This window comes from Streptomyces sp. SID12488, assembly GCF_010548275.1.
Lineage (GTDB): Bacteria > Actinomycetota > Actinomycetes > Streptomycetales > Streptomycetaceae > Streptomyces.
The window spans coordinates 34,539-59,270 of record NZ_JAAGLT010000041.1; the positions used below are offsets into that span (position 1 = coordinate 34,539).

Annotated in this window: 19 protein-coding genes; 10 read left to right on the forward strand and 9 right to left on the reverse strand. The window is 70.0% G+C overall.

Annotated elements, in window-relative coordinates; all coding sequences use genetic code 11:
- Positions 1-217: 217 nt before the first annotated feature.
- The 4 genes from G3I56_RS38715 (at position 218) to G3I56_RS38730 (ending at position 4,744) form a co-directional block, all read left to right on the forward strand.
- Positions 218-1,537 (forward strand): jacalin-like lectin, encoded by a 1,320-nt coding sequence (locus G3I56_RS38715; RefSeq protein WP_164417547.1) that lies wholly within the window; start codon positions 218-220, stop codon positions 1,535-1,537.
- A 134-nt stretch (positions 1,538-1,671) separates the two neighbouring features.
- Positions 1,672-2,481 carry an alpha/beta fold hydrolase gene (locus G3I56_RS38720; RefSeq protein WP_164417550.1) on the forward strand — a complete coding sequence of 270 codons (810 nt, stop codon included), beginning with the start codon at positions 1,672-1,674 and terminating at the stop codon, positions 2,479-2,481.
- Between the two features lie 118 nt (positions 2,482-2,599).
- Complete coding sequence (locus tag G3I56_RS38725; RefSeq protein WP_164417553.1) at positions 2,600-4,006, forward strand: hypothetical protein; 1,407 nt, start codon at positions 2,600-2,602, stop codon at positions 4,004-4,006.
- Positions 4,007-4,099: 93 nt separating this feature from the next.
- Positions 4,100-4,744 (forward strand): LysE family translocator, encoded by a 645-nt coding sequence (locus G3I56_RS38730; protein ID WP_164417556.1) that lies wholly within the window; start codon positions 4,100-4,102, stop codon positions 4,742-4,744.
- Positions 4,745-4,827: 83 nt separating this feature from the next.
- Here the strand turns inward: G3I56_RS38730 and G3I56_RS38735 are convergent, their stop codons facing one another.
- Positions 4,828-5,886, reverse strand: a complete 1,059-nt coding sequence (locus tag G3I56_RS38735; protein ID WP_164417559.1) for a rhamnogalacturonan acetylesterase — start codon at positions 5,884-5,886, stop codon at positions 4,828-4,830.
- Positions 5,887-6,114: 228 nt separating this feature from the next.
- Here G3I56_RS38735 and G3I56_RS38740 point away from each other — a divergent pair, with 228 nt between their 5' ends.
- Positions 6,115-7,794 carry a rhamnogalacturonan lyase B N-terminal domain-containing protein gene (locus tag G3I56_RS38740; RefSeq protein ID WP_164417562.1) on the forward strand — a complete coding sequence of 560 codons (1,680 nt, stop codon included), beginning with the start codon at positions 6,115-6,117 and terminating at the stop codon, positions 7,792-7,794.
- A gap of 15 nt (positions 7,795-7,809) precedes the next feature.
- Here the strand turns inward: G3I56_RS38740 and G3I56_RS38745 are convergent, their stop codons facing one another.
- Both G3I56_RS38745 and G3I56_RS38750 read right to left on the reverse strand, forming a co-directional pair.
- Positions 7,810-9,222, reverse strand: a complete 1,413-nt coding sequence (locus G3I56_RS38745; RefSeq protein WP_164417564.1) for an RICIN domain-containing protein — start codon at positions 9,220-9,222, stop codon at positions 7,810-7,812.
- On the reverse strand, positions 9,219-10,409 hold the full coding sequence (locus G3I56_RS38750) for a glycoside hydrolase family 43 protein (RefSeq protein ID WP_164417567.1): 1,191 nt from the start codon (positions 10,407-10,409) through the stop codon (positions 9,219-9,221). Before G3I56_RS38750 ends, G3I56_RS38745 begins: the two co-directional genes overlap by 4 nt.
- A 351-nt stretch (positions 10,410-10,760) precedes the next feature.
- Between G3I56_RS38750 and G3I56_RS38755 the strand changes: the two genes are divergently transcribed.
- On the forward strand, positions 10,761-12,860 hold the full coding sequence (locus G3I56_RS38755) for an autotransporter (RefSeq protein ID WP_164417603.1): 2,100 nt from the start codon (positions 10,761-10,763) through the stop codon (positions 12,858-12,860).
- A 92-nt stretch (positions 12,861-12,952) separates the two neighbouring features.
- Complete coding sequence (locus G3I56_RS38760; RefSeq protein ID WP_164417570.1) at positions 12,953-13,321, forward strand: DUF6191 domain-containing protein; 369 nt, start codon at positions 12,953-12,955, stop codon at positions 13,319-13,321.
- 40 nt (positions 13,322-13,361) lie between these two features.
- Here G3I56_RS38760 and G3I56_RS38765 read toward each other — a convergent pair whose 3' ends face one another.
- Positions 13,362-14,810, reverse strand: coding sequence for an amidase (locus G3I56_RS38765; protein ID WP_164417573.1), 1,449 nt, complete (start codon positions 14,808-14,810; stop codon positions 13,362-13,364).
- 118 nt (positions 14,811-14,928) lie between these two features.
- Positions 14,929-16,383, reverse strand: coding sequence for an amino acid permease (locus G3I56_RS38770; RefSeq protein ID WP_164417576.1), 1,455 nt, complete (start codon positions 16,381-16,383; stop codon positions 14,929-14,931).
- Positions 16,384-16,513: 130 nt separating this feature from the next.
- Here G3I56_RS38770 and mmuM point away from each other — a divergent pair, with 130 nt between their 5' ends.
- Positions 16,514-17,452, forward strand: coding sequence for a homocysteine S-methyltransferase (gene mmuM, locus G3I56_RS38775; RefSeq protein ID WP_164417579.1), 939 nt, complete (start codon positions 16,514-16,516; stop codon positions 17,450-17,452).
- A gap of 363 nt (positions 17,453-17,815) precedes the next feature.
- Here mmuM and G3I56_RS38780 read toward each other — a convergent pair whose 3' ends face one another.
- Both G3I56_RS38780 and G3I56_RS38785 read right to left on the reverse strand, forming a co-directional pair.
- Complete coding sequence (locus tag G3I56_RS38780; protein WP_164417581.1) at positions 17,816-19,483, reverse strand: carboxylesterase family protein; 1,668 nt, start codon at positions 19,481-19,483, stop codon at positions 17,816-17,818.
- Between the two features lie 104 nt (positions 19,484-19,587).
- On the reverse strand, positions 19,588-20,160 hold the full coding sequence (locus G3I56_RS38785; protein WP_164417583.1) for an RICIN domain-containing protein: 573 nt from the start codon (positions 20,158-20,160) through the stop codon (positions 19,588-19,590).
- A gap of 249 nt (positions 20,161-20,409) precedes the next feature.
- On the opposite strand from G3I56_RS38785, the gene G3I56_RS38790 reads away from it, so the two are divergent.
- Complete coding sequence (locus tag G3I56_RS38790; RefSeq protein WP_164417585.1) at positions 20,410-20,850, forward strand: VOC family protein; 441 nt, start codon at positions 20,410-20,412, stop codon at positions 20,848-20,850.
- Here the strand turns inward: G3I56_RS38790 and G3I56_RS38795 are convergent.
- Positions 20,839-21,522: a helix-turn-helix transcriptional regulator gene (locus G3I56_RS38795; RefSeq protein ID WP_164417588.1), complete on the reverse strand. Its 684-nt coding sequence runs from the start codon at positions 21,520-21,522 to the stop codon at positions 20,839-20,841. The two genes, G3I56_RS38790 and G3I56_RS38795, sit on opposite strands and share 12 nt — an antisense overlap.
- A 117-nt stretch (positions 21,523-21,639) precedes the next feature.
- Positions 21,640-22,806, reverse strand: coding sequence for a YihY/virulence factor BrkB family protein (locus tag G3I56_RS38800; RefSeq protein WP_164417591.1), 1,167 nt, complete (start codon positions 22,804-22,806; stop codon positions 21,640-21,642).
- A 665-nt stretch (positions 22,807-23,471) separates the two neighbouring features.
- Between G3I56_RS38800 and G3I56_RS38805 the strand changes: the two genes are divergently transcribed.
- A complete protein-coding gene (locus tag G3I56_RS38805) occupies positions 23,472-24,722 on the forward strand; it encodes a heparan-alpha-glucosaminide N-acetyltransferase domain-containing protein (RefSeq protein ID WP_164417593.1) in 1,251 nt (416 codons plus the stop codon).
- The last annotated feature ends 10 nt before the right edge of the window (positions 24,723-24,732 follow it).

Genomic DNA, 24,732 nt, shown 5'->3' on the forward strand with positions numbered 1-24,732 from the left:
GCTGCGTTCTCCTCCGTCACGCGGCGCCCGTGACAGTGCGTCGCTTGAGGAGGATCAATGTGGAACATGAACCTCGCTCAACCAGCGGGTGATCTCCGAACGACCCGGACACGGCGGATCGTCACTCCACTCACTGTTCCCCCAACAGCCCTTGTCCAGCACACTGTTGGCCGTGAACCTGAACAGTGTTCACCTACCCCCACGGAGACCCCCCACCATGAGAAGACTCATCGGCACCCTCGTCGCCGGCACCCTGGCGCTAGCCGGGCTCGCCTCGACCGGCTCGACGCCGGCGGTCGCCGCCACCTCGGGCACCTTCAACCTCCTCACGTACAACGTCGCTGGCCTCCCGGACCTCCTGAGCTCGGGCAACCCCGAGGTGAACACCCCGCTGATTTCTCCGCGTCTGGGCGCGTACGACATCGTCAACGTGCAGGAGGACTTCAACTACCACGCGGCGCTGTACGCGAACGACAACCACGCGAACCGCACCGCGACGAGCGGCGGAGTGCCCTTCGGGGACGGCCTCAACACCCTCTCGGACTACGCCTTCCAGGACTTCGAGCGGGTGAAGTGGAACGCCTGCACCGGCACCAACTGCCTTACCCCCAAGGGCTTCTCACTGGCCCGGGTGCGACTCGCCGAAGGCGTCTACGTGGACGTGTACAACGCCCACCCCAACGCGGACGACACCAACGAGGCGCACGCCGCCCGTCGGGCCAACATCTCGCAGCTGTCCGCCTTCATCCAGGCCAACTCCGCGGGCAACGCGGTGATCGTCGCGGGTGACACGAACACGCGGTACACGCGCACGCCCGACAACATCCGCTCGCTCGTGTCGGACAACGGCCTGACGGACGCCTGGGTCCAGCTGGCGAAGGGCGGTGTGCAGCCGACGCAGGGCGCCGAGCCGCTCATGTGCCCGACGACCGCGCCGACGAACAGCTGCGAGGTTGTCGACAAGGTCCTCTACCGCGGCAGCAAGCTCGTGAACCTCTCCGCGACCCGCTACAACAACGAGTGGGCGTCCTTCCTGGACTCCAAGAGCGGCAACCTCTCCGACCACTTCCCGCACACGGTCGACTTCTCCTGGACGCTGCCCTCGAAGCTGCGCGCGAGCGACGTCGTCGGCGGCCCGCACGGCACGGCGTTCAACGACGCCGACGACCTCCCCGCGACGCCCTCCCCTCGCACGCTCACGCTGCGCGGCAGCTCCCGCCTGGACGGGGTGTCCCTGGCGCTGGACGGCGGCACGACCCTGACCCACGGCGGCACGGGCGGCACCGCGTCCTCCCTCACCCTGGCGTCCGGCGAACACCTCACCTCGGTGAAGCTGACGCAGGGTCAGAAGGACGGCCGGACAAGGATCTTCTCGGCGGCGTTCACGACGGACAGGTCCCGCACCCTGACCTCCGGCACGGCCACGACGGACACGACGACGTTCACGGCACCGTCGGGCTGGCAGATCGTCGGCTTCACGGGCCGCTCGGGCACCGAGATCGACAAGCTGGGCGTGGTGTACGCACCGATCGCCTGACCAGCCCGACTCCCCTCACTGGGGCTGCTGTTGTGTGGGCGGACTCCCTCCTGGCGTCCGCCCATTCGCACACCCGCCCGGACGTCCGGAAAATCATTCCGCGCCGGGCCTTCCCAGCCGGTAGCTTCGGGAAGATGAGTGATCACTACGACGTGCGCGGTACCGGCCCGGTCCTCCTCATCATCCCCGGCGGCGCCGGACATCCCATGGGCCTGGAGAACCCCACCGCCCTCCTCTCCGAACACTTCACGGTCGTGACGTACGACCCCCTCGGCCTCGCCCACGGACAACTCGGCAAGCCCGTCGAGGAACAGCGCGTCGAGTGGTGGAGCGAGGGCGCCGCCCGGGTGCTGGAGGAAGTGCTCCCCGAGGGCGACTCCGCGTACGTGTTCGGCACCAGCGCGGGGGCCGTCGCCGCCCTCGACCTGGCATCCCGACACCCGGGCCGACTGCGGCACGTGGTCGCGCACGAGCCGCCGGTCATGGCGGTCCTCCCGGACGCCGAACGGCAGCGGGCGATGTTCACCGAGGTGCGCGACACCTACCGCGCCCGGGGCGTCGAGGCAGCCTCGGCCCATATGACGGCGGGCCTGGAGGAGCGGCCCCTCACTCAACAGGAACTGGACAAGGAGTCGGGCGCGGCAGCCCAACCTCCGTCTTCCACTGATGAGTTGGAGACACCGATGGGGATCTCCCTCACCCGCGTCCTGGTCCCGTTCACCTCCTACGTCCCCGACCTCACCACCCTTTCCGCCCTCTCTCCCCGGCTCACCGTCGGCATGGGCATCGACTCCACCGGCCAACTCCTGCACCGCACCGGCACGTTCCTCGCCCGACGGACAGGCAGCGCCGCCCGCCAGTTCCCGGGAGGGCATCTCGGGCTGCTCACACACCCGGTGGAGTTCGCGGCGCGGCTCCGGGAGACGCTGGTTCCGGTCGGCTGATTCCGGTCGGCCGAGACTGGGGCCGAACCGCCCCGGCCTGCTCGGCGGGCTCGGCCTCACGGCCAGGTCCGGTCCGACCCGGCGGCAACCTTTCCCCGCGCCAAGGCAACAGCCGGGCATGACATCAGCACCACTCCCCCGCGCCTCCGCCCACCGTCGCACCCACGCGGCCCGCAAGCCCCTGTTCGGCGCCCTGGCCGCGGCCGGTCTGCTCGCCGGTGCCTGGTACGCGACGGCCGGGGCGGCGACCACCACGGCGACGCCCGCCTCACCCGCCCTCACCGTCACGAACACCTCGGTGACACTCCCGGCCAAGTTCCCCTATCTGTCCGCCGGTTACAACAACACGCGGGAGTGGACGCGCACGGCGACAGCGGTAGCGCCCAACGGCACACTGCGGGTCGCCTGGCCGGCGTCCGACGGTGTACACGTGACGCCGCTGACCTCGGCCGGCAAGCGTGCGGGCGGTGACGCGATCGTCAAAGGCGCCAAGGAGGTCGGTGGACTGGTCGCGCACAACGACGGCTTCGCGCTGCTCACCCGGGTCGCCGACACCAACAAGTGGAAGGAGACGGCGGCGGCCCTCGTCCGCTTCTCACAGGGCAGGGAGGCTTGGCGCACCAAGCTGACCGGCACCGCGTCCCACGACACGTCGCCGACCCTGGACGGCCAGCTCACCTGGAACGGCACCAAGTACGGCGCCTACTTCGTCGTACACGGCGCGGGCGGCTTCGCCGACGGCCACTTCGGGGACAAGCTGTCGTACCTGAGCGCCAAGGGCACCAAACTGGGCGGCGGTTGGGGCTGGGGCTGCTCCCACAACGAGGGCATCGCCCTGCACGCCGAGACCACCGGCGCCTTCACCTCCCTCTGCTTCGACGACTGGCGTTCGGGCCTGTTCGTGTCGACGGGCATCGGCGCCCCGGACAACGCGCCGGCCGTGCAGCGCGAGCAGTGCTGGGCGGGCTACTGCGGCGGCATGTATGCCGGCCGCACCGGCGACCTGGTGAAGTCGTCCACCGGCCGCTATGCCACCGCCTACGGCTCGCGCGGTTCGGCCTCCGCCGCGAAGAACCCGGACGACTCCAGCGGCCGGGGCTGGACGGTGAAGCCGAGGTGGAGCACGCACCAGGTGGCGGTGTCGTTCCTCAAGAACCGCAACTCACCTGCGGGCAGGGCCATCTACCTGACGAACGCGCCGGGCACCGAGCACGTCAACGTCCGGGTCGCCCCGTACGGCAAGGACCGGCTCCTGGTGTCCTGGGAGTCCCTCAAGAACACCAAGTGCGCCAGCGGCACCTGCACCGGCACGTTCACGGGCACGCACCTGCGGCTGATCGACTGGAACGGCGCCTTCAAGACACCGGACAAGGTCGTGCAGGCGCGCATCACGGGCGATATAGCGGCCCTGAAGGACGGTTCCCTGGCCTGGACATACGTACCGGTGACACCGTCGTACGCGACCCCCCTGACGGGCGCGTCCCCGACGGCGGCGACCCTGCGGATCGCCCGCCTGGCGCTCTGAACCGGCAACACCGGCCGCACCGGCAGGACCTCGTGCGTCTCGGCCCGCGAAATTCGATCGACGGTTCGCCGCGTACCGCAGAGCATGACCGCCATGGTGGATCCCTCTCTGTACGCGGCCTTCCTGGCCGCCGCCTTCGCCCTGTGCGTCACTCCCGGCCCCGACATGATGTTCATCGTGGCCATCGGCGGACGCGGCGGCCCGGTAACCGGAGTGCTGGCCGCGCTGGGTGTCGCGGCCGGTGCCCTGGTGCACGCGGTGTCGGCGGCGCTCGGCCTGTCGGCGCTCTTCACGACTCTGCCGGTGCTGTACCACGTACTTCGCTGGCTGGGCGCGGCCTATCTCCTCCACCTCGCGGTCAAGGCGTTCCGCGACCGCTCGCCACTGGCGGCCGAGAAGGACGGCACAGCGGCGGCGGGCCCATCCGGCCCGGGCCTGCGGCGCGCCTTCTGGCAGGGCGCCGTCACCAACCTCCTCAACCCCAAGATGATCCTGTTCAACGTGGCGTTCCTGCCGCAGTTCGTGAACCCGGCCCTGGGACAAGTGAGTTGGCAGCTACTGCTGCTGGGGCTGACGCTGGTCCTGATGGGCCTCACCGTCGACGCCTCGATCGGCCTGCTCTCCGGCCGCCTGTCGTCGGCGCTGCGCGGCAGCCGCCGGGTGGCCCGCGGCCTCAACATCTTCAGCGGCACGGTCTTCACCGGCCTCGCCGTACGGCTGGTCGCGGCGCCGAAGTAGTCGGGGCCGGCCGAGGCGAGCCGCTGTCGAACCTGGAGCGCCCCGGTTCCGGTCAGGACGCTCCAGGCGCTTTTGTGGTGGCCCTATCGGACCCCGCCGCGCGGAACCAGCCGCTGCGCCACCAGTTCGTCGCGCACCAACTCGGCGTACGCCGTGGCCCCGTGGACGGACGTGTGCGTGTTGTCGCGCTTCTCGTTGTAGAGGTACAGCGCCTTGGAGCCCTCGACGCCGAGGGACTCCACCAGCGCCTTCGTCTTCGCCGTCAGGTCGATCAGCGGTACGTCCTGTGCCGCCGCGACCGCGCGGATCACCGCCGGGTGGTCGACGCCGAGGCCGTTGACCAGGAGCGCCGTGCCGTTGTTCAGGGTGCCGTCGGAGTTGAACCAGCGGCGCACGATCGGAGTCACCAGTACCGGTTTCCCCCCTCGCTCGCGAATACCCGCGACGAGCGTCTCCAGGTTCGCGCGGTACGTCGGCTCGTCCGTCTGCTTGTCGTTGTGCGCGAGTTGGACGAGGACAAGGTCGCCGGGGCGGATCAGCGGCTGGACGGTCGGGAAGAGCGCGGAGTTGGCGAGGTAGGTGACCGTACTCTCCCCGGAATCCGCGTAGTTGGCGACGGACAGCCCCCTGCGCAGGTACTGCGGAAGCTCCTGGCCCCAGCCGGTGTACGGGTCCCCGGGCTGGTCGCAGACGGTCGAGTCGCCGACCAGGAAGATCTGCCGGGTGTGGCGTGCGGCGGGGGTCACCCGGATGTCCGCCAGGGCCGGTGCCGAGCCGCCGAGCACCAGGTCGAGGCCGGGGGCGCCCTCGGCGCCGGTCGGTTCGCCCTCGGGCGTACGGACGTTGACGGTGAAGCTGCGGGCCACGTGCTCGCCGGCCGCCGTGGCGGTCTCCGGGAGGAGCGCGCGCCGGGTCTCGCCGGTGACGGCGGTACCGGCGGCGGCCTCACCGCCCAGCAGCACCCGGACGTCGTAGGTGCCTGGCGCCACGTCGAAGTGGCAGGCGGTGCCTGTGCAGTTCTCGATGCCCAGGGCACGCGGGCCGTGCGAGGGCCGTTCGTGAGCGACGGCGGGCACGGCGGCCAGGGTGGTCACGGTGCTCAGGGTCACGGCCGCCAGCACGGCTCGGTTGAAACGTCTCATCGCGGTTCCCACAGCAGTCCTCCGACGCTCGACAAGGCCCAGCGGCAGGACCGTACATCGTCTGGCAAGCGCTTTCTAGAGTCCTGCACGATTTCACATATCCGCCAACTTCCTTACGACGAAAGCCCTTTCGCGAAATCGATTCAACTGTCAGTCTTCCGAGCACCGCACCCCCCACACACCCACCCCCAACACCCCACACCCCACCTCCGAAGGAGGCACCCCCACATGTCCGCAGCCAACAGCAGACGCCCCGGGACCCACCTCGGCCGCCGTGCGCTCGTCCTCGGCGCCACGGCCACCGCCGCCGGACTCGCCCTTCCCGGTACCGCGCAGGCGGCGACCTTCGGCTACACCGACGACGGCACGAACTACGTCATCGACACCGGCGCCAACCTCGTCTTCAAGGTCCGCAAGTCCAACGGCGACCTGTCCTCGCTGGTCTACCGGGGCACCGAGTACCAGGGCTACGGCGGCAACAACTCGCACATCGAGTCCGGCCTCGGTTCCTCCACGGTGACGATCCGGCAGTCCGGTTCGACGATCCTGGTCAGCGTCACCTACGGCACGTTGAAGCACTACTACGCGGCCCGCAGCGGCGAGAACAACGTCTACGTGTGGACCAACAAGGCCGACACGTCGGTCTCGGCGACCCGCTTCATCCTGCGCGTCAAGGCCGGCCTGTTCCTCAACGACGAGCCCGACTCGTACACCTACACGAACAGCACGATCGAGGCCTCGGACGTCTTCGCGAAGCCCGACGGCCAGACCCGCTCGAAGCACTACTCGAAGCTGCGCGTCATGGACTACAACTACGTCGGCTGGACCACCGGCAGCGTCGGCCTGTACGTCGTCCGAAGCAACCACGAGAAGGCCTCCGGCGGCCCTTTCTACCGCTCCCTCCTGCGCCACCAGAGCGCGGACGGCGGCGGCCTGTACGAGATCCTGTACTACGGCCAGAACCAGACCGAGGACCAGCGCTTCGGCCTCCAGGGCCCGTATGTCATCGCCCTCACGGACGGCGGAGCGCCCTCCTCGTCCCTGTACGCGGGGACCCTCATCACCTCCTGGGCGGACTCGCTCGGCATCTCCGGCTACGTCGCCGCGGGCGGCCGGGGCCGGGTCGCGGGCGTCGGGATCACCGGGCGCAACACGACGTACGCGTACACGGTCGGGATCGCCAACTCGGCCGCGCAGTACTGGGGTTCGGCCCGCTCGTCCGACGGCTACTTCTCCATCGCGGGCGCCCTGCCGGGGACGTACACGCTCACGGTGTTCAAGGGCGAACTCGGCGTCTACACCACCTCGGTGACGGTCACCGCCGGTGGCACCACCACTCTCAACTCGATCGCGATCCCGTCCACGAACGACCCGAGCAACGCGAGCGCGATCTGGCGGATCAACGACTGGAACGGCACGCCGAGCGGCTTCAAGAACGCCGACCTGATGACGTACGCACACCCGTCGGACGTCCGGGCCGCCGCCTGGACCGGCAACGTGGTCATCGGCAGCGGCACCGAGACGTCGGGCTTCCCCTGCTACATCTGGAAGGACGTCAACAGCGGCCTGCTGGTGTACTTCAAGCTGACCGCCGCCCAGGCCGCCGCCGCGCACACCCTGCGCATCGGCGTGACGACGGCCTTCGCCAACGGCCGCCCGCAGGTCGTCGTCAACGACACCTGGACGTCGGCCATCCCGTCCCCGCCCACCCAGCCGACCAGCCGGTCCCTGACCAACGGGTCCTACCGGGGGAACAACAACACGTTCACCTACAGCGTGCCGGCGAGCGCCTGGCTCACGGACACCAGTCAGTACAACGTGCTGAAGATCAACGTGGTGAGCGGTTCGGGGACGACCTCCTACCTCAGTGCGGGGACGGCGATCGACGCGCTCGACCTGCTGACCTGACAGCCTGACTGTTCGTCATGTTCCGCGTGTCCACTGCTGGTTCGTTCCGCTGCCGCACGTGTACGTGATGATGGCGGCCGAGTCGGCGGTGGACGCGCCGTTCACGTCGAGGCACTTGCCACTCGCGCGGGAGACGACCTTGACGTAGGAGCCGGTGGTGGTGAGCGACCACTGCTGGTTGGTGGCCGAGGAGCTGCAGTTCTCCTGGGTGACCGTGCCGGCGTTCTCCTGGACGCACAACGAGCTGCCCCGGCCCATCAGTTGGTAGTAACCACCGGCGACGGACTTGAACCAGTACTTCTGGTTGTTGCCGCTGTTGCAGGTGTACTGCTTGATCTGGGCTCCCGCCCACAGCGACTGGCTGGTGACATCTGCGCACTTGGACGAGTGCCGGGCGATCAGCGTGTTGTACGTGGCGCTGTTGCCTGTCACCGTCCCGGTGGCGGTGTCGAGGGTGACCTCCGGCGACCAGGACAGGGACAGGGTGGTCGAGGACGGGAAGCTCAACGGCAGCCAGACATAACGGGAGTCGTTGACGGTCCCGCCGAAGGCGTTGCCCCAGCGGTCACCCATGTAGAGGTACGAGGTGACCGAACTCCCCTGCACAGGAAGGACGTACGCGGTCTGCGACCCGTACGTCGTCGAGTCGCCTACGTTCGTCATGGCGGTCCACGGGCCGGTGATACTGGTCGCGGTGGCGTACTGCTGCTGGTTGGGGCTCCAGCCGGTGGCGGCCGAAGTCAGCATGAAGTAGACGCCGTTGCGCTTGAACAGGGCGGGCGCCTCGCGGTGACCGTTGTGCCAGGGGTCGGCGACCAGCGCGGCGATGCCGGTGTAGTCGGCGGTGAGTTTGTAGATCTGGAGGTCGTAGTTCTCGCGGGCCGCCGAGATCATGTAGCCGGTGCCGTCGGTGTCCACGAACACCGTGATGTCACGGGACATGTGGGTGTCCAGCGGCCGGAAGCTTCCCTGCCAGGTGTAGTTGCCGTCCACCGTGTCGGAGACGGCGACGGCGGCGCGGGCCTCGCTGTAGTCGGCGCCGTTCTCCTTGTGCATCCACATCACGTACTTGCCGGTGGCCGCGTTGTATATGACCTTCGGCCGCTCGATGTTGGCGGTGGCGAGTTCGGAGGCGCTGGACTGGGTCAGGACGTGGTTGCGGAACTCCCAGGTCTTCAGGTCGGTGGAGCGGTAGGCATCCACGTACTGGAAGGTGTTGTCGGCGTTGCGGTGCTCGCCGAACCAGTAGTAGTAGGACCCGACCTTGATGACCCCGCCGCCGTGCGCGTGCACGGGGTCGCCGTTGGTGGCGGTGAACTGGGTGCCGTTGGTGATCGTCACGGCTGCGGCCTGGGCGGGCCCGGCGGTGGCGAGGGCGCCGGCCAGCGCCAGGCAAAGGGCGAGGAGAACCGCGTACACACGTCTCATGAGCCACTCTCCAAAAGTGAACCGACCTGCGTGCCTGTCTGTGTGCCTGCCTGTGTGTCGGCGACGGGGACGCCGAAGTCCGGGGTGCCGTCGGTGTTCCAGCCGAGCTTCTGCACCCGGGTGTGCCGGTTGGGATCGTTGAGCGGATCGCCGACGATCTCCTTGTACTGCCGTGCGTGGTAGACGAGGACATCGGTACGGCCGTCCTCGGCGACGGTGAAGCAGTTGTGGCCGGGGCCGTACTGCTTGGTGGTGTCGTTGCTGGTGAAGACAGGTGTCGGGGACTTGGTCCAGTTGGCCGGGTCCATGAGGTCGGCGCGGGCGTCGATGGTCAGCAGGCCCATGCAGTAGTGGAAGTCGGTGGCGCTCGCCGAGTACGACATGAAGATCCGGCCGTTGCGCTTGATGAACGACGGCCCCTCGTTGACCCGGTAGCCGATGCGCTCCCAGTCCAGCTCCGGTGTGGTGAGCCGGATCTGAGGACCCGTCAGGGTCAGCGGATCGGCCATCTTCGACAGCCAGACGGCGGTGTTGTTGTCCATGCCGGGCTCGTGCTGCGCCCAGGCGAGATAGCGGGAGCCGCGGTGGGTGAAGGTGGTGGCGTCCAGGGAGAAGGTCTCCCAGGCGGTCCTGAGCTGCCCACGCTCGACCCAAGTGCCGGTGAACGGATCACGGTTGGCGTTCTCCAGGACCCAGATACGGATGTCCCAGATGGCTTCTGCGGGCGCGGAGGCGAAGTAGACGTACCACTTGCCGTCGATGTGGTGGATCTCCGGCGCCCAGATGTGCGCGCCCATGGCGCCCGTCTCGTGCTTGCGCCAGATGACGGACTCGTCGGCGGTGCCGATCCCCCGGATGGTGCGGGAGCGGCGCAGGATGATGCGGTCGTACTCGGGGGCGGTCGCCGTGAAGTAGTAACGGCCGTCGGTGTGACGGTGGATGTGGGGGTCGGCGCGATTGCGCACGAGGGGGTTGACGTACGGGGCGGTGCCGGCGCAGGGGGCACCCGCCGGGGTGGTGGCGGCGTGCGCGGTGCCGGAGACACCGGGGACGGCGGAGCTGGCCGCCAGGACCCCGCCGGCCAGGGCGCCCTTCAGAAGGGTTCTCCGGGCGGAGAGAGCGGAGACGGCGGAGTCATCGGACAGGTCTCCCGGCGGGTCTTCGGGCAGGTCGTCGGCGCGGCTCATGCGGACTGCCTCTCGGGGGTGGGGCACGAGATGTCGGTGTCGGTGTCGGTGTCGTGTCGATGGGTTCGGGTCTCGGGTGTGCATTTGTGTGCGTGCGTGGGGGGTGACACGAGAAACGTTCGTAATTGCGAACAAGATCTGTCATTCCGAGTGCCGAAAAGGTAAGCGCGTGTTACGGGAAGGTCAACGGGTCGGAAGAGATGAATCCGCTGAGCAACTTTCTGTTATTACCGGGAAGTCCCGTCCGTCTCCCGTCATGTGCACAGCCACTCCCCCAACACCAGCCCCGCCCCCAGGACCGCTCACCGGACGACCGTCACGGCTGCCGCGGCCCTCACGTTGACCTCCCTCCTGCTCGGCGCCCCGCCCGCGTCGGCGGCCGGCCCCCGGGACGCCACCGCCGACGTACTCGCCGGCCGGGACGTCACGCTCACCGGCAACACGGTGGTGAGCGTGCCCGCCGGGACGACGACGTACAACGGTGTCTTCCGCGGCGAGGGCACCCTCACCGTGCGCGGCACCGGCACCCTGATCCTGACGAGGGACAGCGACTTCACGCTGCCCAGGTCCCGGCAGGGGCAGCAGGTCCGCATCCCGGGCGGCAACCATCCGTACGTCACGGTGAAGAACCCCGACCCACCAGCGGTGACGGTCGAGCGGGGAGCCACCCTCCAGTACGGCAACGGCGGAACGACGGGCCTGATCGGCCACTTCCCGTACAACACCCCGGCGTTCCGACTGAACCAGGACAACATCCGGGTGGACGGCACCCTGCGGCTGTCGCTGAAGAGCGCGTACAACCTGGGCACGATCAGCGGCGCGGGACTCGTGACCCAGCCCCGCTTCCTCTGGGGCACCTGGGATCTCTCGGGCGTCCACGCCTTCTCCGGAGTGATCGACAACGGCACTCAAGTGAACGCGGGACGACCGGAGTTCGCGACGTCGCTCCCCCGCGTGCGCAAGGTCCTCAACCAGGGCACCTGGACGGTCGACACGCCACTCGGCCAGACCGTCACCATGGGGATGGACTTCTACCAGCGCGAGTACGGCAGCGACATCAACGTCCAGTCCCGCCCGGGCTCGAAGGTGGTGTTGACCGGTCAGTACAGCTGGTCGAACCGGGGCGGCGACACCGACCCCTCGCTCAGCGACCCCGCCCTCAACTGGACGCCCGCCCGCAAGAACGTCAACAAGCGGGGCACCAACATCAAGGGCGCGAACGTCCAGTGGGGCGACGGCACGACGAACAAGATCTTCATGCCGGGTACGTCGGAGACTGTATACATCAACCTCCTCGCGGCGAGGTCCCGTTCGCTCCTGACGTTCGACTACAACGGCCCGGTGACGCTGGGCGCTCCCATCGGCGGCGGCCGGTTCCACGACACCCTGTCCGCGCCCGGCGCCGGGGACATCGTCATCAAGGGAACGCGCGGCAACGATGTCACGTTCGCCGCCGTCCAGTACTACGACGGGTCGACGACGGTCGAGAAGGGCGCGGTACTGCGACTGGGCAGCGGAAGGGCGGGCGGCGACGGCGGTCTGTACACCGCGGGCTCGCTCTACAAGGTCGTGAACAACGGCTCGTTGGTGGTACGGAACGCGAGCAGGGCACTGTCGCTGTCGCGGATCAGCGGCGGCGGCTCGTTCACACAGTCGGGCGCGGCGACGACGACACTGACGGGCAGCGGAGTGACGTACGACGGGAGCACGACGGTCACGAAGGGCACGCTGGCGCTCAGGGGCGGAGCAACTCTCTCTCACAGCAAGGCGATTCGGCTGACTGCGCCGGGCGCACGGTTGGACGTGGGCTCGGCGGGACTGCACGTGAGGACCACGCTCACCGGCTCGGGGACGGTGAAGGGCTCGGTGACGAACGAGGGCGTGGTGGCGGGCGGATTGACGGTGACGGGGAGCTATACGCAGGCCGCGGCGGGCGAACTGGTTTTGCGGGAGCGGCCGTTGAAGGTCACCGGTGCGGTGCGGCTGACGGGGTCGCTGGACCTGTCGGCAACGGGTTCGCCCTCGGTCTCTGCCTCCGCCTCCGCCCGCACGATCACAGTGCTGAACCACGCGGGGCGGGCGAAGACGACCGGTGCGTTCAGCGGGTTGAAGGAGGGCACGGCGCTGAAGCTCGGCGACACGACGTACCGGATCAGCTACCGGGGCGGCGACGGCAACGACGTGGTCCTGACGGCGGTCGCGAGGAGCGCGTCACCGGCTGCGGGTTCAGGAGCGCGCTCGGGGTCGGCTGCGGGGGCAGGATCAGGCTCGGTCGCGGCGTCCGACGCGAGCACCGACTCCGCCTCCGCGGCGGCCGGTACGGGGCTCGGCTTCTGGCCGTACGCGATGGCGGTCGGGCTGTTGGCGGGGCTGATGATTCCGGCTACCCGGAAGGTCCGGGGCCGCGGGAACGGGCGGCGGCGGGGCGGACGGCACGCGGCGCAGGGCTGAGCGTGCCCAAGCGGAACCGAGGAACCGGGCGGAACTGATCCGAGGTGGGCGATGCCTGTCGGCCTCGCCCACCGCCCCGGATACTGGAGGGCATGGGATTCGCCGTCTTCATGACCTTGCCCGGGCTGGTCATCCTGCTGACCGCCACGGCCTTCGCGGACCAGCTGCTGTTGCGTGCCGGGCGGGCCGGATGGCTCCCCTGGCGCAACAGCGCCCGCCAGGGCCAGATATCGGCGACCGGGTTCGAACAACTCCACGCGACCTTCTCCCCCGGGAAGCAGAACGAACTCAAGGAGCGACAGTCGTCGCTGCTGATGCGGGACGACGAGGAGGACGGGGCGCCGCCGCACCGGACGACGGTGGACCTGGAGGGCGGGGTCGCGGTCGTCCGGATGCCGCAGGCGCCCCATACTTCCGCCGTACCCGGCCGGGCGACCGGGCCGACCGCCAGGAGTCGGTGACCGGTCCTACGAGGTGCGTCCGACCTCGGGCGGGCCCTGGTCAGGTCGGGTCGGTTCGGCGGACAGTGCCGATGTCAAGGTCCTGGATGCGTCGGAAGGGCCGGTCGGCCTCCAGTTCGAAGGCGATCTCCAGCAGCTTGCGTTCACCGCCGGAGGCGGCGGAGAACATGACGCCGATGGGTAGCCCGTCCGTCGTACCGCTCGCGGCGGGCACCGAGATCGACGGAGTGCCGACGATGTTGTCGAGCGGTGTGAACGCCGCGTACGCGATGAGCCGCTCCATCAGCGTCGAGTAGGGAACGGTCGGGCTGAGGTGGCCGATCGGTGGCGTGGTGTGGGCGAGCACGGGCGACATCACGAGGTCGAGCCCGCGGAAGGACGCCGCGTGTGCCTCCTTCGTACGCTTCAGCCGTCGCACCACTCCGGGAGTCCGCCGCCATTTCCGCAGATAGTCCTCGCGCAGCCCCTGGCAGAGGCCGTCCATGCGGCGCCGGTCGAAGTCCGCGCCGAGGCTTCGGCCCGTGACACCGAGGAGGAAGGACAGCATCGCCCAGTACGTGAGGAAGTCGCTGGTGAAGTTCGGGTCCAAGTCCAGCTCTACCGGTTCCACGGTGTGTCCGAGCCGTCCGAGCGTGGCCACGGTCTCCGTGACCGCCGCCCGGGTCGCCGCGTCGGTGTGAGCTCCGTTCGGCGAGTCCAGCAGGAACCCGATGCGCAACCGTCGCTCCGAGGGGCCTTCGACCAGGCCGACGGGCGGCAGTCCGGGACTCCGCCGGTGCGTCTCCGCAGCGGCGAGGAACGCGGCACTGTCCCGCACGGAACGGCTCACGATTCCGTCGGAGACGATGTCGATCGGCAGCCGACGGCCCAGCTCACTCCCCACGACGCGGCCACGAGTCGGCTTGAGGCCGACGAGTCCGCAGCAGGCCGCGGGGATCCGGATCGAGCCACCGCCGTCGTTGGCGTGCGCGATCGGCACGGCACCGGCGGCGACCAGTGCCGCGCTGCCGCCCGACGAACCGCCTGCCGAGTAGCCCGTGTTCCATGGGTTGCGCACCGGCTCCGCACCGTCGTACTCGGTGCTCGCGTTGAACCCGAACTCGGGCAGCCGGGTCTTGCCCAGCACCGTGACGCCGCTGCTCAGGAGCTGCTGGGCGAACGGTGCGTGCCGCCGCGCCGGCCTCGGCCGGAAGGCGGCGCTGCCGTGGCCCGTGGGCAGCCCCTGGTAGTCGGTGTTGTCCTTGAGGAACGTCGGCACCCCGGCGAAGTCACCGCCCGTTCCGGCGGCGTGCGCCGGGCTGTCGACGTGCACCTGGACCGCGCCCAGCCGTGCGTCGACCGCCCGCACCCGCTCCGCGGCGTCCCGGGCGACCTCGGCGGGGGACACCTCGCCCCGCCGGATCGCCGCGGCGAGACCGACGGCGTCGTGCTCGCCCAGGGAGTCGTCCCTGAAAGCGTGCACGATGGTCCGTTCGTCGAAAGTCGTCACCGCTGCCTCAGCCTCTGCCGTGTGGATGGTCGTCCGGCCGCCATCATTCCCTACTGGCAGGTAACACGCGAGGTTTTCGCCAACCTATTCGATTCCGCCCAGGACGACCTGACCGCGGCTAGGCCACAGCCTCCGCCACCTCGCTCTCCTCCGACCCCTCCGCCACCTCGCTCTCCTCCGACCCCTCCGCCTCCTCCGGCTCTCCCGTCCACTGCCGAGCCCGCATCCACACGTACACCGGGATCCCCGCGAACAGGAACAGCACCCCCTGGTACACCGCCGCGTACCCCGCGCCCGCGATCAGCCAGAAGGAGAAGGCGAAGGAGAGGCCTGCGACGATCAGGTCGCGGACCAGGCCGGCCGGGCGGACGCGGTACCGCGAGCCCCTGGCCAGCCAGTACAGCTGGGCCGCCGCCGAGAGGAGGTACGGGAAGCAGCCCGTGAACGTCGTGATCAGGACCAGGACGCGGAACGTGGTGTCCGGGCCCGCCGTGTAGTTGAAGGCGATGAGGATCGTGCCGAGGATCGCGCAGGCCCAGACGCCGAAGCCGGGCACCCCGCCCTTGCCGACCTTCGCGAACGGTGCCGGGAAGAGGCCGTCGCGAGCCGCCGCGTACGGCATCTGGGCGGCGAGCAGGATCCAGCCGTTGAGGCAGCCGACGATCGACGCCACCGCCACCAGCGCGATGGCCGTGCCGCCCCAGCTGCCGCCGGTGATCGAGTTCACGGCGTCGGCGAAGGGGGCGCCGGAGTCGACCAGCTTGTCGTGCGGGACCAGGCCGAAGACGGCGACCGTACCGAGGATGTAGACGAGGGCCGAGCCGAGCGTGCCCAGGACGCTCGCGCGGCCGACGTTGCGCTCGGGGTTATCCACCTCGCCCGCGCTGACGGCCGCCGACTCTACGCCCAGGAAGCTGTAGAGGAGCAGCGCGGCTGAGGCGGCCAGGGCGCCGGGCACGCTGTCGCCGGACGCGTTGAACGCGCCGAAGTTGTCCGTGTCGATGAAGAACAGACCGACCGTGGCGACCACCAGCAGCGGTACGAACTTGAGGATCGTCGACACGATCTGTACGCGCCCCACCCACCGGGTGCCCGCGAAGTTCGCGGCGGCCGGCAGCCACAGGGCCAGGATCGCGACCAGCGCGCCCAGGGCGTGACTGTCGTTCAGGGGGATCAGTACGTCGACGTAACCCACCGCCGCCACCGCCAGGGCGGCGATGCTGACCCAGGTCATCGTCCAGTACGACCACGCCGACAGGAACCCCGCGAAGGGCCCGAACGCGTCGCGCGGGTACACGTAAAGGCCGCCGGTGACCGGGCTGCGGCGGGCCAGTTTGCCGAAGAGAAGGGCGAGCAGTACCGCGCCCACCGACAGGACCAGGAAGGCGAGCAGGCTCACCGAGCCGTACGGGGCGACCGTGGCGGGCAGGACGAAGATGCCGCCGCCGATGATGTTGCCCATCACGAGCGCGGTGGCGGCGGCCAGGCCGAAGGTGCGGCGGGGGGTGGCCTCGGTCGGCGCGGTCGGAGTCAGCTCCGGCTCGTCTGCCTCGGTGGTGCTGGGAGCAGTCATGACACTTCCGGGGGGCGGGGAGGGGGCGTGGGGAGGGCGTGATCGTAACTCGCCATCCCACATTGTGGTCCATCTGTTCATGTACTGGACACATGCGGCCGTCAGGTCAGCCGTCGACTAGCGTCGAGGCATGACCAGCGAGACCAGTGCAGCCGCCAGCTCCTCCGCCGACGACTCCTTCTCCGCCGCCCTGACCTCGGGCGCGCCCCTCGTCCTCGACGGCGGCATGTCCAACCAACTGCGGTCCGCCGGGCATGATCTGAGCGACGAGCTGTGGTCGGCGCGGCTGCTCGTCGAGCAGCCCGAGGCGATCGTCGACGCGCACCTCGCCTACTACGAGGCGGGCGCGGACGTCGCGATCACCTCCAGCTACCAGGCCACCTTCGAGGGCTTCGCCAAGCGGGGCATCGGCCGCGAACGGGCGGCCGAGCTGCTCGCGCTGAGCGTGGAGCTGGCCCGCGAGGCGGCGCGCCGGGCGAAGACGGAGCGGCCGTTGTGGGTGGCGGCGTCCGTCGGGCCGTACGGGGCGATGCTCGCGGACGGCTCCGAGTACCGGGGGCGGTACGGGCTGAGCGTGGACGAGCTGGAGCGTTTCCACCAGCCTCGGGTGGAGGTGCTGGCCGCCGCCGGACCCGATGTGCTGGCCCTGGAGACGGTTCCCGACCTCGACGAGGCCGACGCCCTGCTGCGCGCGGTGCGCGGGCTCGGGGTGCCGGTGTGGCTTTCGTACAGCGTGGCCGGGGAGCGGACGCGGGCCGGGCAGCCGTTGGCCGAGGCGTTCGCGCTCGCCGCCGAGGCGGACGAGGTCGTCGCGGTCGGCGTGAACTGCTGTGTGCCCGAGGACGTGGACGGCGCCGTGGAACTGGCGGCCCGTGTGACCGGCAAGCCGGTCGTGGTCTATCCGAACAGCGGCGAGGTTTGGGACGCCGACGCCCGTACCTGGACCGGCAGTTCGACCTTCGCCGCCGGTCAGGTGACTGGCTGGCGGGACGCGGGCGCGCGGCTGATCGGCGGATGCTGCCGGGTGGGGCCGCAGGCGATCACGTCGATCGCCGACACGTTTCGTTGACGACGCACTCGGCGCATCTCGCGGTGGCGCGGAAGGGCCGGCCGCCCCCACTCCACCGCTACTACAGCCGGGCGTAGGCCCGTACGTCCCGCGTCCAAGTCCGCGTCCGCGTCCCCCGCCACCGAGGCGAGGGCGTCGGCGACCCTGGTAGCCCGTCGTGGCCTCGGTGGCGCAGCGCCCGGACGGCGGCCTTGCGGACGGCGGCGAACGGTTCGTGTCCCCCGGGCCGTAACCGGCCGCCCCCGGTGGTGTTGCGGCAGTGTTGCACCACCCCGTCGTGGGTCGTTCACCGGCGTGAACTGGCGGTTTGCCGTCACGAGCGGCAGATCCGCCACCTGGCCGGATCCCGCCGGGTGGCGGTGGTCAGCGCCGGGGCACACCGCCGGAGCGGCGAAGCCGTCGTACGACGGACAGCGGTTCCGCACCCCGCAGGGGCAACCGGGGCCGCGTGGCCGACCGGGGTTCGGGCTCCGCAGCCGTCGGGGGCACGGAGGCCCGGTCGGCGGCCCACAGGGCCAGTTCGCGGTCCCGTGGGCCTTCCACGGTGTGCGGGTCGCCCTCACCGAAGACGCGCACCGGGTGCGAGGCGTCCCAGGGCCGCCAGCCCGGGTCACCGTCGACGGCGAAGCGCACCCACGCCCTGTGCATGGCCTCGGCGAGTTCCTCCGGAGCACCCTGGCCCGCCAGCTTGGCCGACTCGGGGGCCTCGTGCGTGTCGAACACGAATCCCAGTTCGAGGGCGTGGCAGGCGCCCAGGCCGGGCTGCGTGGACGGCCACGCGAACTCGTACACGTACGCGGCACTGCCGTCCTCGCCCCGGGCGTCCGCGAGTCGGTGCAGCGGTACGCGGAGCAGGTGGTCGGTGACCAGTTGGCCGACGAGATCGGCCGTGCCGGCGCCCGGGTGCAGGGCACGGTAGCCGCGCGGGACCTCTGGGCCGCAGTGGCAGCGGGCCATCGCGCCGGCCAGGGCGACCGGGCCGAGCCGGTCGACACGCTCCATCAGCCCGCCCGGCACCAGCCACAGCCGGTATTCGTCCCGGGTCCAGCCAAGGAGCAGGTCGATGCCGGCGGCGGCGCCGTCGACCAGGGCCTTCAAGGGGTCGCGGGGTACGAGGTCGCCGTCGACGACGATGCCGAAGGCGGGCCCGCCGAGCACCGGGCTGCTCAGCCGCCCCACCTCGCCCTGGACACGCAGCAGCAGCTCCCGGTCGACGGCGGCGAAGGCCTCGGCGGTCGCCGGGATCTTCAGCCTGGTCGCCATCCGGCGCACCATCCGCCGCACCTTGTCGCGGTCGCTCACCTCGGGCGACCCGCTCTGCAGCACCGCCCGCCGGAAGAGCCCCTGCGCCCGTGGGGAGGCGAGGAGCGCGCCGATGCTGATCGCGCCGGCCGACTGGCCGAACACGGTGACGCGGTCGGGGTCGCCGCCGAAGGCCGCGATCGACGCGCGCACCCATTCCAGCGCGGCGAGCTGGTCGCGGAGGCCGGGGTTCGGGGGTGCGTCCGGGAAGAGGCCGTAACCCTCCACGCCCAGACGGTAGTTGACCGAGACGAGGACCACGCCGTCGCGGGCGAAGGCACGGCCGTCGTAGACGGGCACGGCGGATGAGCCACGGGTCAGGGCGCCGCCGTGGATCCACACCATGACCGGGAGCCGGGCGCCGCGGCTGGGCTCCGGTGTCCAGACGTTGAGGTTGAGGCAGTCGTCGCCGGGCACCACCGGGTCCGACAGCAGCCGGGCGAAGGCCTCGGAGTACGGCGGTTTCGGCGCGGTGGGACCGAAGCCGCCCGCGTCGCGCACCCCGTCCCAGGGGGTGGGCGGCACGGGCGGCCTGAACCGGAGGGGGCCGAAGGGCGGGGCGGCGTACGGGACACCGCGGAACACGGCGATCCTGTCGTCGTCGTGTCCTTCGCGGCGCTCGTGTCCTTCGTGGCCTTCGTAGCCCTTGTGGCCTTCGTAGCCCTCGTATCTGCCGCGGACGTCCCCGTAGGGCGTCCGCACGACGGGCCGCGTCGATTCGTCCGTCATCTGCCCACCAGCTCCCTCGCCGCCGCTCGTGAACCGTTCAGATCAGAGCAACACATGACCTGCCGGTATTCCCGCGGAAGGAGCCATTCGGTGGGTGCGGGCCGTCAGCCCGCCAGGTTCAGGGTCCAGGTGCGGGACCGGTCCCCGTCGCACTCGAACTGCACCAGAACGACGTTGTTCTCGGTGGAGCGGCCACCGGCGACCGTCGCGCACTTGCCTGTCCGGTCGTTGACGAGTTCGAAGGCGCCGCTGTCCCAGTTGACGAGACTCCAACGGCGTGAGGCGTCCGAGTCGCAGTCGAACTGGACCAGTTCGACGTTGTTCTCGGTCGAGCGCCCGCCCGCGACCGTCGCGCACTTGCGTGTCTGCACGTTGACGAGCTGGTGGGAGTTGTCGCTTCCGCCGACAAGTTTCCAGCGGCGCGAGGGGTCCTTGTCACAGTTGAACTGGACGAGCCGTACGTTGTTCTCGGTCGAGCGCCCGCCTGCGACCGTCATGCACTTGCCGGTCTGCGGGTTCCTTATCTGGAACTCGGATGCCGGGATCACTGCTGCGGAGTCCCGCGATTCCGGCTTCTCCGGCTGGGCGATCGTGGGGGTGGGCAGCAGTAGGACGCCGCCGGCGAAGAGGACCGTCGAGGCTGTCAGAAGTCGACGTGCCCGAGTGTGCTTGCGCATGGCAGCACTCCTCTCTTGGCAAGGATCTCTTGCGCAAGGGGAGAGGTCAGTGAGGTGTGGGGCGGTGGGCAGCCGCGGTCAGGAGACCGAGCCGGCTCCTTGCGCGGGGCTCTGGCCACCGGTCAAGGTGCAGCTGTCCTTCCCACTATTGGCGCCCTGCGCCGGGCCCGCAACCGGGGGTGGAACGGGGATGCCGTCGCGTCCGATTCGTTCAAGACCGGCCCGGGGCACCCCGCCTAACCTGGCTGTATGACTTCACAACCGACCCCACGCCCCACTCCCCGGTTCGACGCCATCGGCATCGTCACCGCCGATCTGGCGGCCTCCGTCGCGTTCTACCGCCGGCTCGGGCTCGACTTCCCCGAGGGGGCCGAGGAGCAGCCGCATGTCGAGGCCGAACTTCCGGGCGGGCTGCGGCTGTTGCTCGACACCGAGGAGACCGTCCGGTCCTTCCACCCCGGGTGGCGGTCACCCAGCGGCGGCGGACGGATCGGGCTGGCCATGCTGTGCGGCTCCGCCTCCGACGTCAACGCCCTGTACGAGGAGTTGGTGGGTGCGGGGTATCGGAGCGAGCTGAAGCCCTGGGACGCCGTGTGGGGACAGCGGTACGCGACCGTGCTCGACCCGGACGGCAACGGGGTCGACCTGTTCGCACCCCTGGCCTCCTCCCCCGCCCCCTCAGCCGAGTAGCTTTCCCAGCGGCATCCCCGCCAACTCGCGTACGTCCCGGGCGAGGTGGGCCTGGTCGGCGTAGCCCGCACGGGTCGCCGTCTCCGCGAAGGGCATCCCTTTCCGGGCCAGGGCGAGTGCGCGCTGGAGACGGAGGATGCGGGCCAGCGTCTTGGGGCCGTAGCCGAAGGCGGTCAGGGAGCGGCGGTGCAACTGACGTGCGCTCAGGCCCAGTTCGTCGGCCGTACGCGCGACGGGGCGGCCTGCTCGAAGGGCCGTGACCAGGCCACCCAGCAGCTTGTCCGGCGGGTCCGAGCGCGCCGCCCGTTCCAGTGCCACCTCTTCGAGCGCCGTCGCGGGGTCGGCCACCGCGTCGAAGCGTGCCGTCAGGCGTCGCACCTCGGCAGCTCCCCACAGGTCGGCCAACTCGACGCGCCGATCCCGGAGTTCGTGCGCCGGTACGCCCAGCAGGGCCGGCGCCGTACCGGGGTGGAAACGGACACCCGCCCAGTGCGCGGGGGCGCCTTCGGGGACGTGCGGGCGGGTGTCGGGTCCCGCGACCAGCAGTCGGCCCTCGCTCCACAGCAGGTCCATGCAGCCGTCGGGCAGGACAGGCCGCGCGTCGCCGGAGCCGGCCGGGGTGTTCGTCCACACCGTCGCGCCCGGCAGTCGGGAGGCCCGTTCCTCGTACACGTACGACACGCTACGCCGCCGGTGTTCTTCGGGGCAGCCACCGAACACCCGTTTGAAGGCGCTGCCGTGGCCGACCCGGCGGGCGTGCGGGGTGGCGTCGAAGGGGGTCGGGGCGCGTCACTTCACGGGAGGCGGGCCCTCTCCCGTCTTGGGTGTGCTCTTCACGTGGGTCCGCAGGCGGGACGTCACGTCCTCCGGGGGCAGGAAGCGCGACCAGCGTTCCGGGAACTCGGAGGGCATGTCGCAGTCGTCGGGGTCGTCATCGGCGTCGCCATCGGGCTCGTAGGAGCGGACGGTGGCCATCCGGGCGACGTACTCGGCGGCCTCCTCCTCACGGATCCGTTCGTTGGCGGCGCGCGCGGCGGCGGTGGCGGCGGCCGGCCAGACACGGTCGATCGCCGCGTTGACGGCGGCCCCGACGAGCACCGCGAACGCGGACACCCCGACCCACAGGAGGACGGCGACGGCCGCGGCGAGCGATCCGTAGATCGTGGCGCCCTCGATCGTCTTGGTCAGGTAGATGCGCAGCAGGAAGCTGCCGAACACCCACATCGCGAGGGCCATCAGCGCGCCCGGGACGTCCTCGATCCAGGGTGAGCGCACGGGGACCGACACGTGGAACAGCGTCGTCAGGAAGGCGATGGACAGCAGGATCACGACGGGCCAGTACAGGACCTGTACGAGCGTTTCCGACCAGGGCAGGACCTTGAGTACGGCGTCCGGGCCCGCCACCATCAGCGGCAGCGCGACCGAGCCGATCAGCAGCCCCACGACGAACAGCACGAAGGAGACGAGCCGGGTCTTGACGATGCCGCGGACGCCGTCGAGGCCGTACATCACGGTGATGGTGTCGATGAAGACGTTCACCGCGCGCGAGCCGGACCAGAGGGCGAACAGGAACCCTATGGAGATGACGTCGGGCCGGCCGCCCTTCATCACGTCGTCCAGGATCGGCCGGGCGATCTCGGCGACGCCCTTGTCGGACAGGACCGTGCGGGACGCCTCCAGGATGTTGGTCTCCAGGCTGGTGATGGTGTCGGTGCCGGTCCAGTCGTCGACGTAGCCGAGCAGCCCGATCAGGCTCAGCAGCAGTGGCGGCACGGAGAGCAGCGTGAAGAAGGCCGCCTCCGCCGCCAGACCCAGGATCCGGTACTCGATGCACGAGTTGACGGTGTCCTTGAGCAACAGCCACGCGGTCCTGCGCTTGGAGACGTTCCGGTAGAGGACACGCGCGCGGTGGAGTCGGCCGCTGGGGCTCTCGGGAAGTTCACTTGCTGCCTGCACGCCCTAACGGTATCGGGCGGGCGCTACCCCTCTCACCCTCCGGTGCCCCGGTCAGGGCGCAGCGCCCTTGCGCCGCTCCCCTCCCTCCGTTCCCGTGACACAGCAGAAAACGACGGGAAACCCAGTGAAAACCGGGCGGAACGATACGGCAGATAAATCGAATACTATTTCTGTCATGCTCTTGGCGGCCATATTCTGGCGCTCGTAAACGGAATACCGCCCGGCAATTACACCTGCCCTACGGAAAGCTTCCTGGTGAGGTGGACGAACAGGCGGTCGCAATCTGTGCGAAAAGTCGTGACTCTGTAACAGGAAAGCGACATTACGCCAGGCCACCTTGACCCGTTCATAACCGGGTCGAAACAATTCGGATTGCATTCTCCGGGGCACACCCGCCCAAGGGAGTGCGAACCAAGACGACACGGGGGCATCCGGGCTCCGACCAAGCCCGGTCAAGCCGCGTTGGCCGTGATCCGCACGAAAAAGGTGCGGGTCGACGCCGTGCCGCACGCCGCGCTCATCGACATTTTCCGATCACCCGTCTCATTCGTCATTTCGTCCCGTACACCATTCCCCATATCGCGTCACCTGTCACTTCCGCCCACTGCTGTATCGCGGTCGCACAGCGGACGCGAAATCCATCGTGCCAATTTACGGAGCGACCCATGCCTTTATCTTCGCCGCGCATCGCCGGTGTGGACGTGGCCCGTGGCCTCGCGCTGCTCGGTATGTTCTCCGTGCACGTATTCGGAGCGTTCGAGCCGGACGATTCACCGACGGTGGCCTGGCAGTTGGCGGGCGGCCGGTCCTCAGCGACCTTCGCACTGGTGGCCGGGGTCGGCCTCGCCTTCACCACCGGCGGCCGTACGCCCCGCGTCGGCCGCGGCTCGCTCGCCGCGGTCACCGCCCGGGCACTGACCGTCGGTCTGATCGGGCTGCTGCTGGGCTACGCCGCCAACGCGGGCGGCCTCCAGGTCGACGTCATCCTCGCCTTCTACGCCCTGCTGTTCCTGCTCGCCCTGCCCCTGCTGGCCCTGCGGGCACGGACGTTGGCCTGCGTCGCCGTCGCCCTGGGCGTGGTCGCGCCGTTCCTCGTCCACCTGCTCCGGGGTGTGCTGCCCGAACCCGCCTTCGACGGTGATCCCACGCTCCTGGACGTCGTCACCGACCCGGCCGGTCTCCTCGGCGGCCTTCTCGTCCACGGCGCCTATCCGGTCCTGGCGTGGATGGCGTACCTGTGCGCCGGGCTCGCCATCGGGCGCCTCGACCTCTTCGACCGGCGTACCGCGACCCGGCTGCTGACCGGCGGGCTGGCGCTCGCCGCCGCCTCCTGGCTGGCCTGCTCGTTGTGGCTCTTGCGCTGGGGCGGTCTGGAGCGGTTGCGACAGGCCGAGTTCCCCGACGCGACCGGGCCGCACGCCCGCGACGAGGTCATGTGGGACAGCCCGGACGGCGGGACCTGGTGGTCGATGGTCTCCCGCGCCCCGCACTCCACCTCGCCGTTCGACCTGCTGCACACCCTCGGCGCGGCCACGGCCCTGCTCGCGGCGGTCCTGCTGCTGACCCGGATCGCCCTGGTACGACGCGCACTGGTCCCGCTGGCGGCTGCCGGAAGCATGCCGCTGACCCTCTACACCGCCCATGTCCTGTTCCTCGCCACCGGAGCGCTCAACGGCTCCCGCGACCTCCAGTACGCCGTGCTGGTCGCGGGCTCACTGCTCTTCGCGGTCGGGTGGCGGCTCACCAGGGGCCAGGGCCCCCTGGAGGCCGTGGTCGCGGGCGCGGCACGGCGCGCCCGCGAGTGGGAACGGGGGCGGGCACAGGGGAGCCCGCCCGAGCCGCCGGTCCACCGATCCGAACCGACCGACCTGACCGAACGAACCGAACGAACCGAAAGCCAGGACCAGCACCGCTAGGGAGCTCATC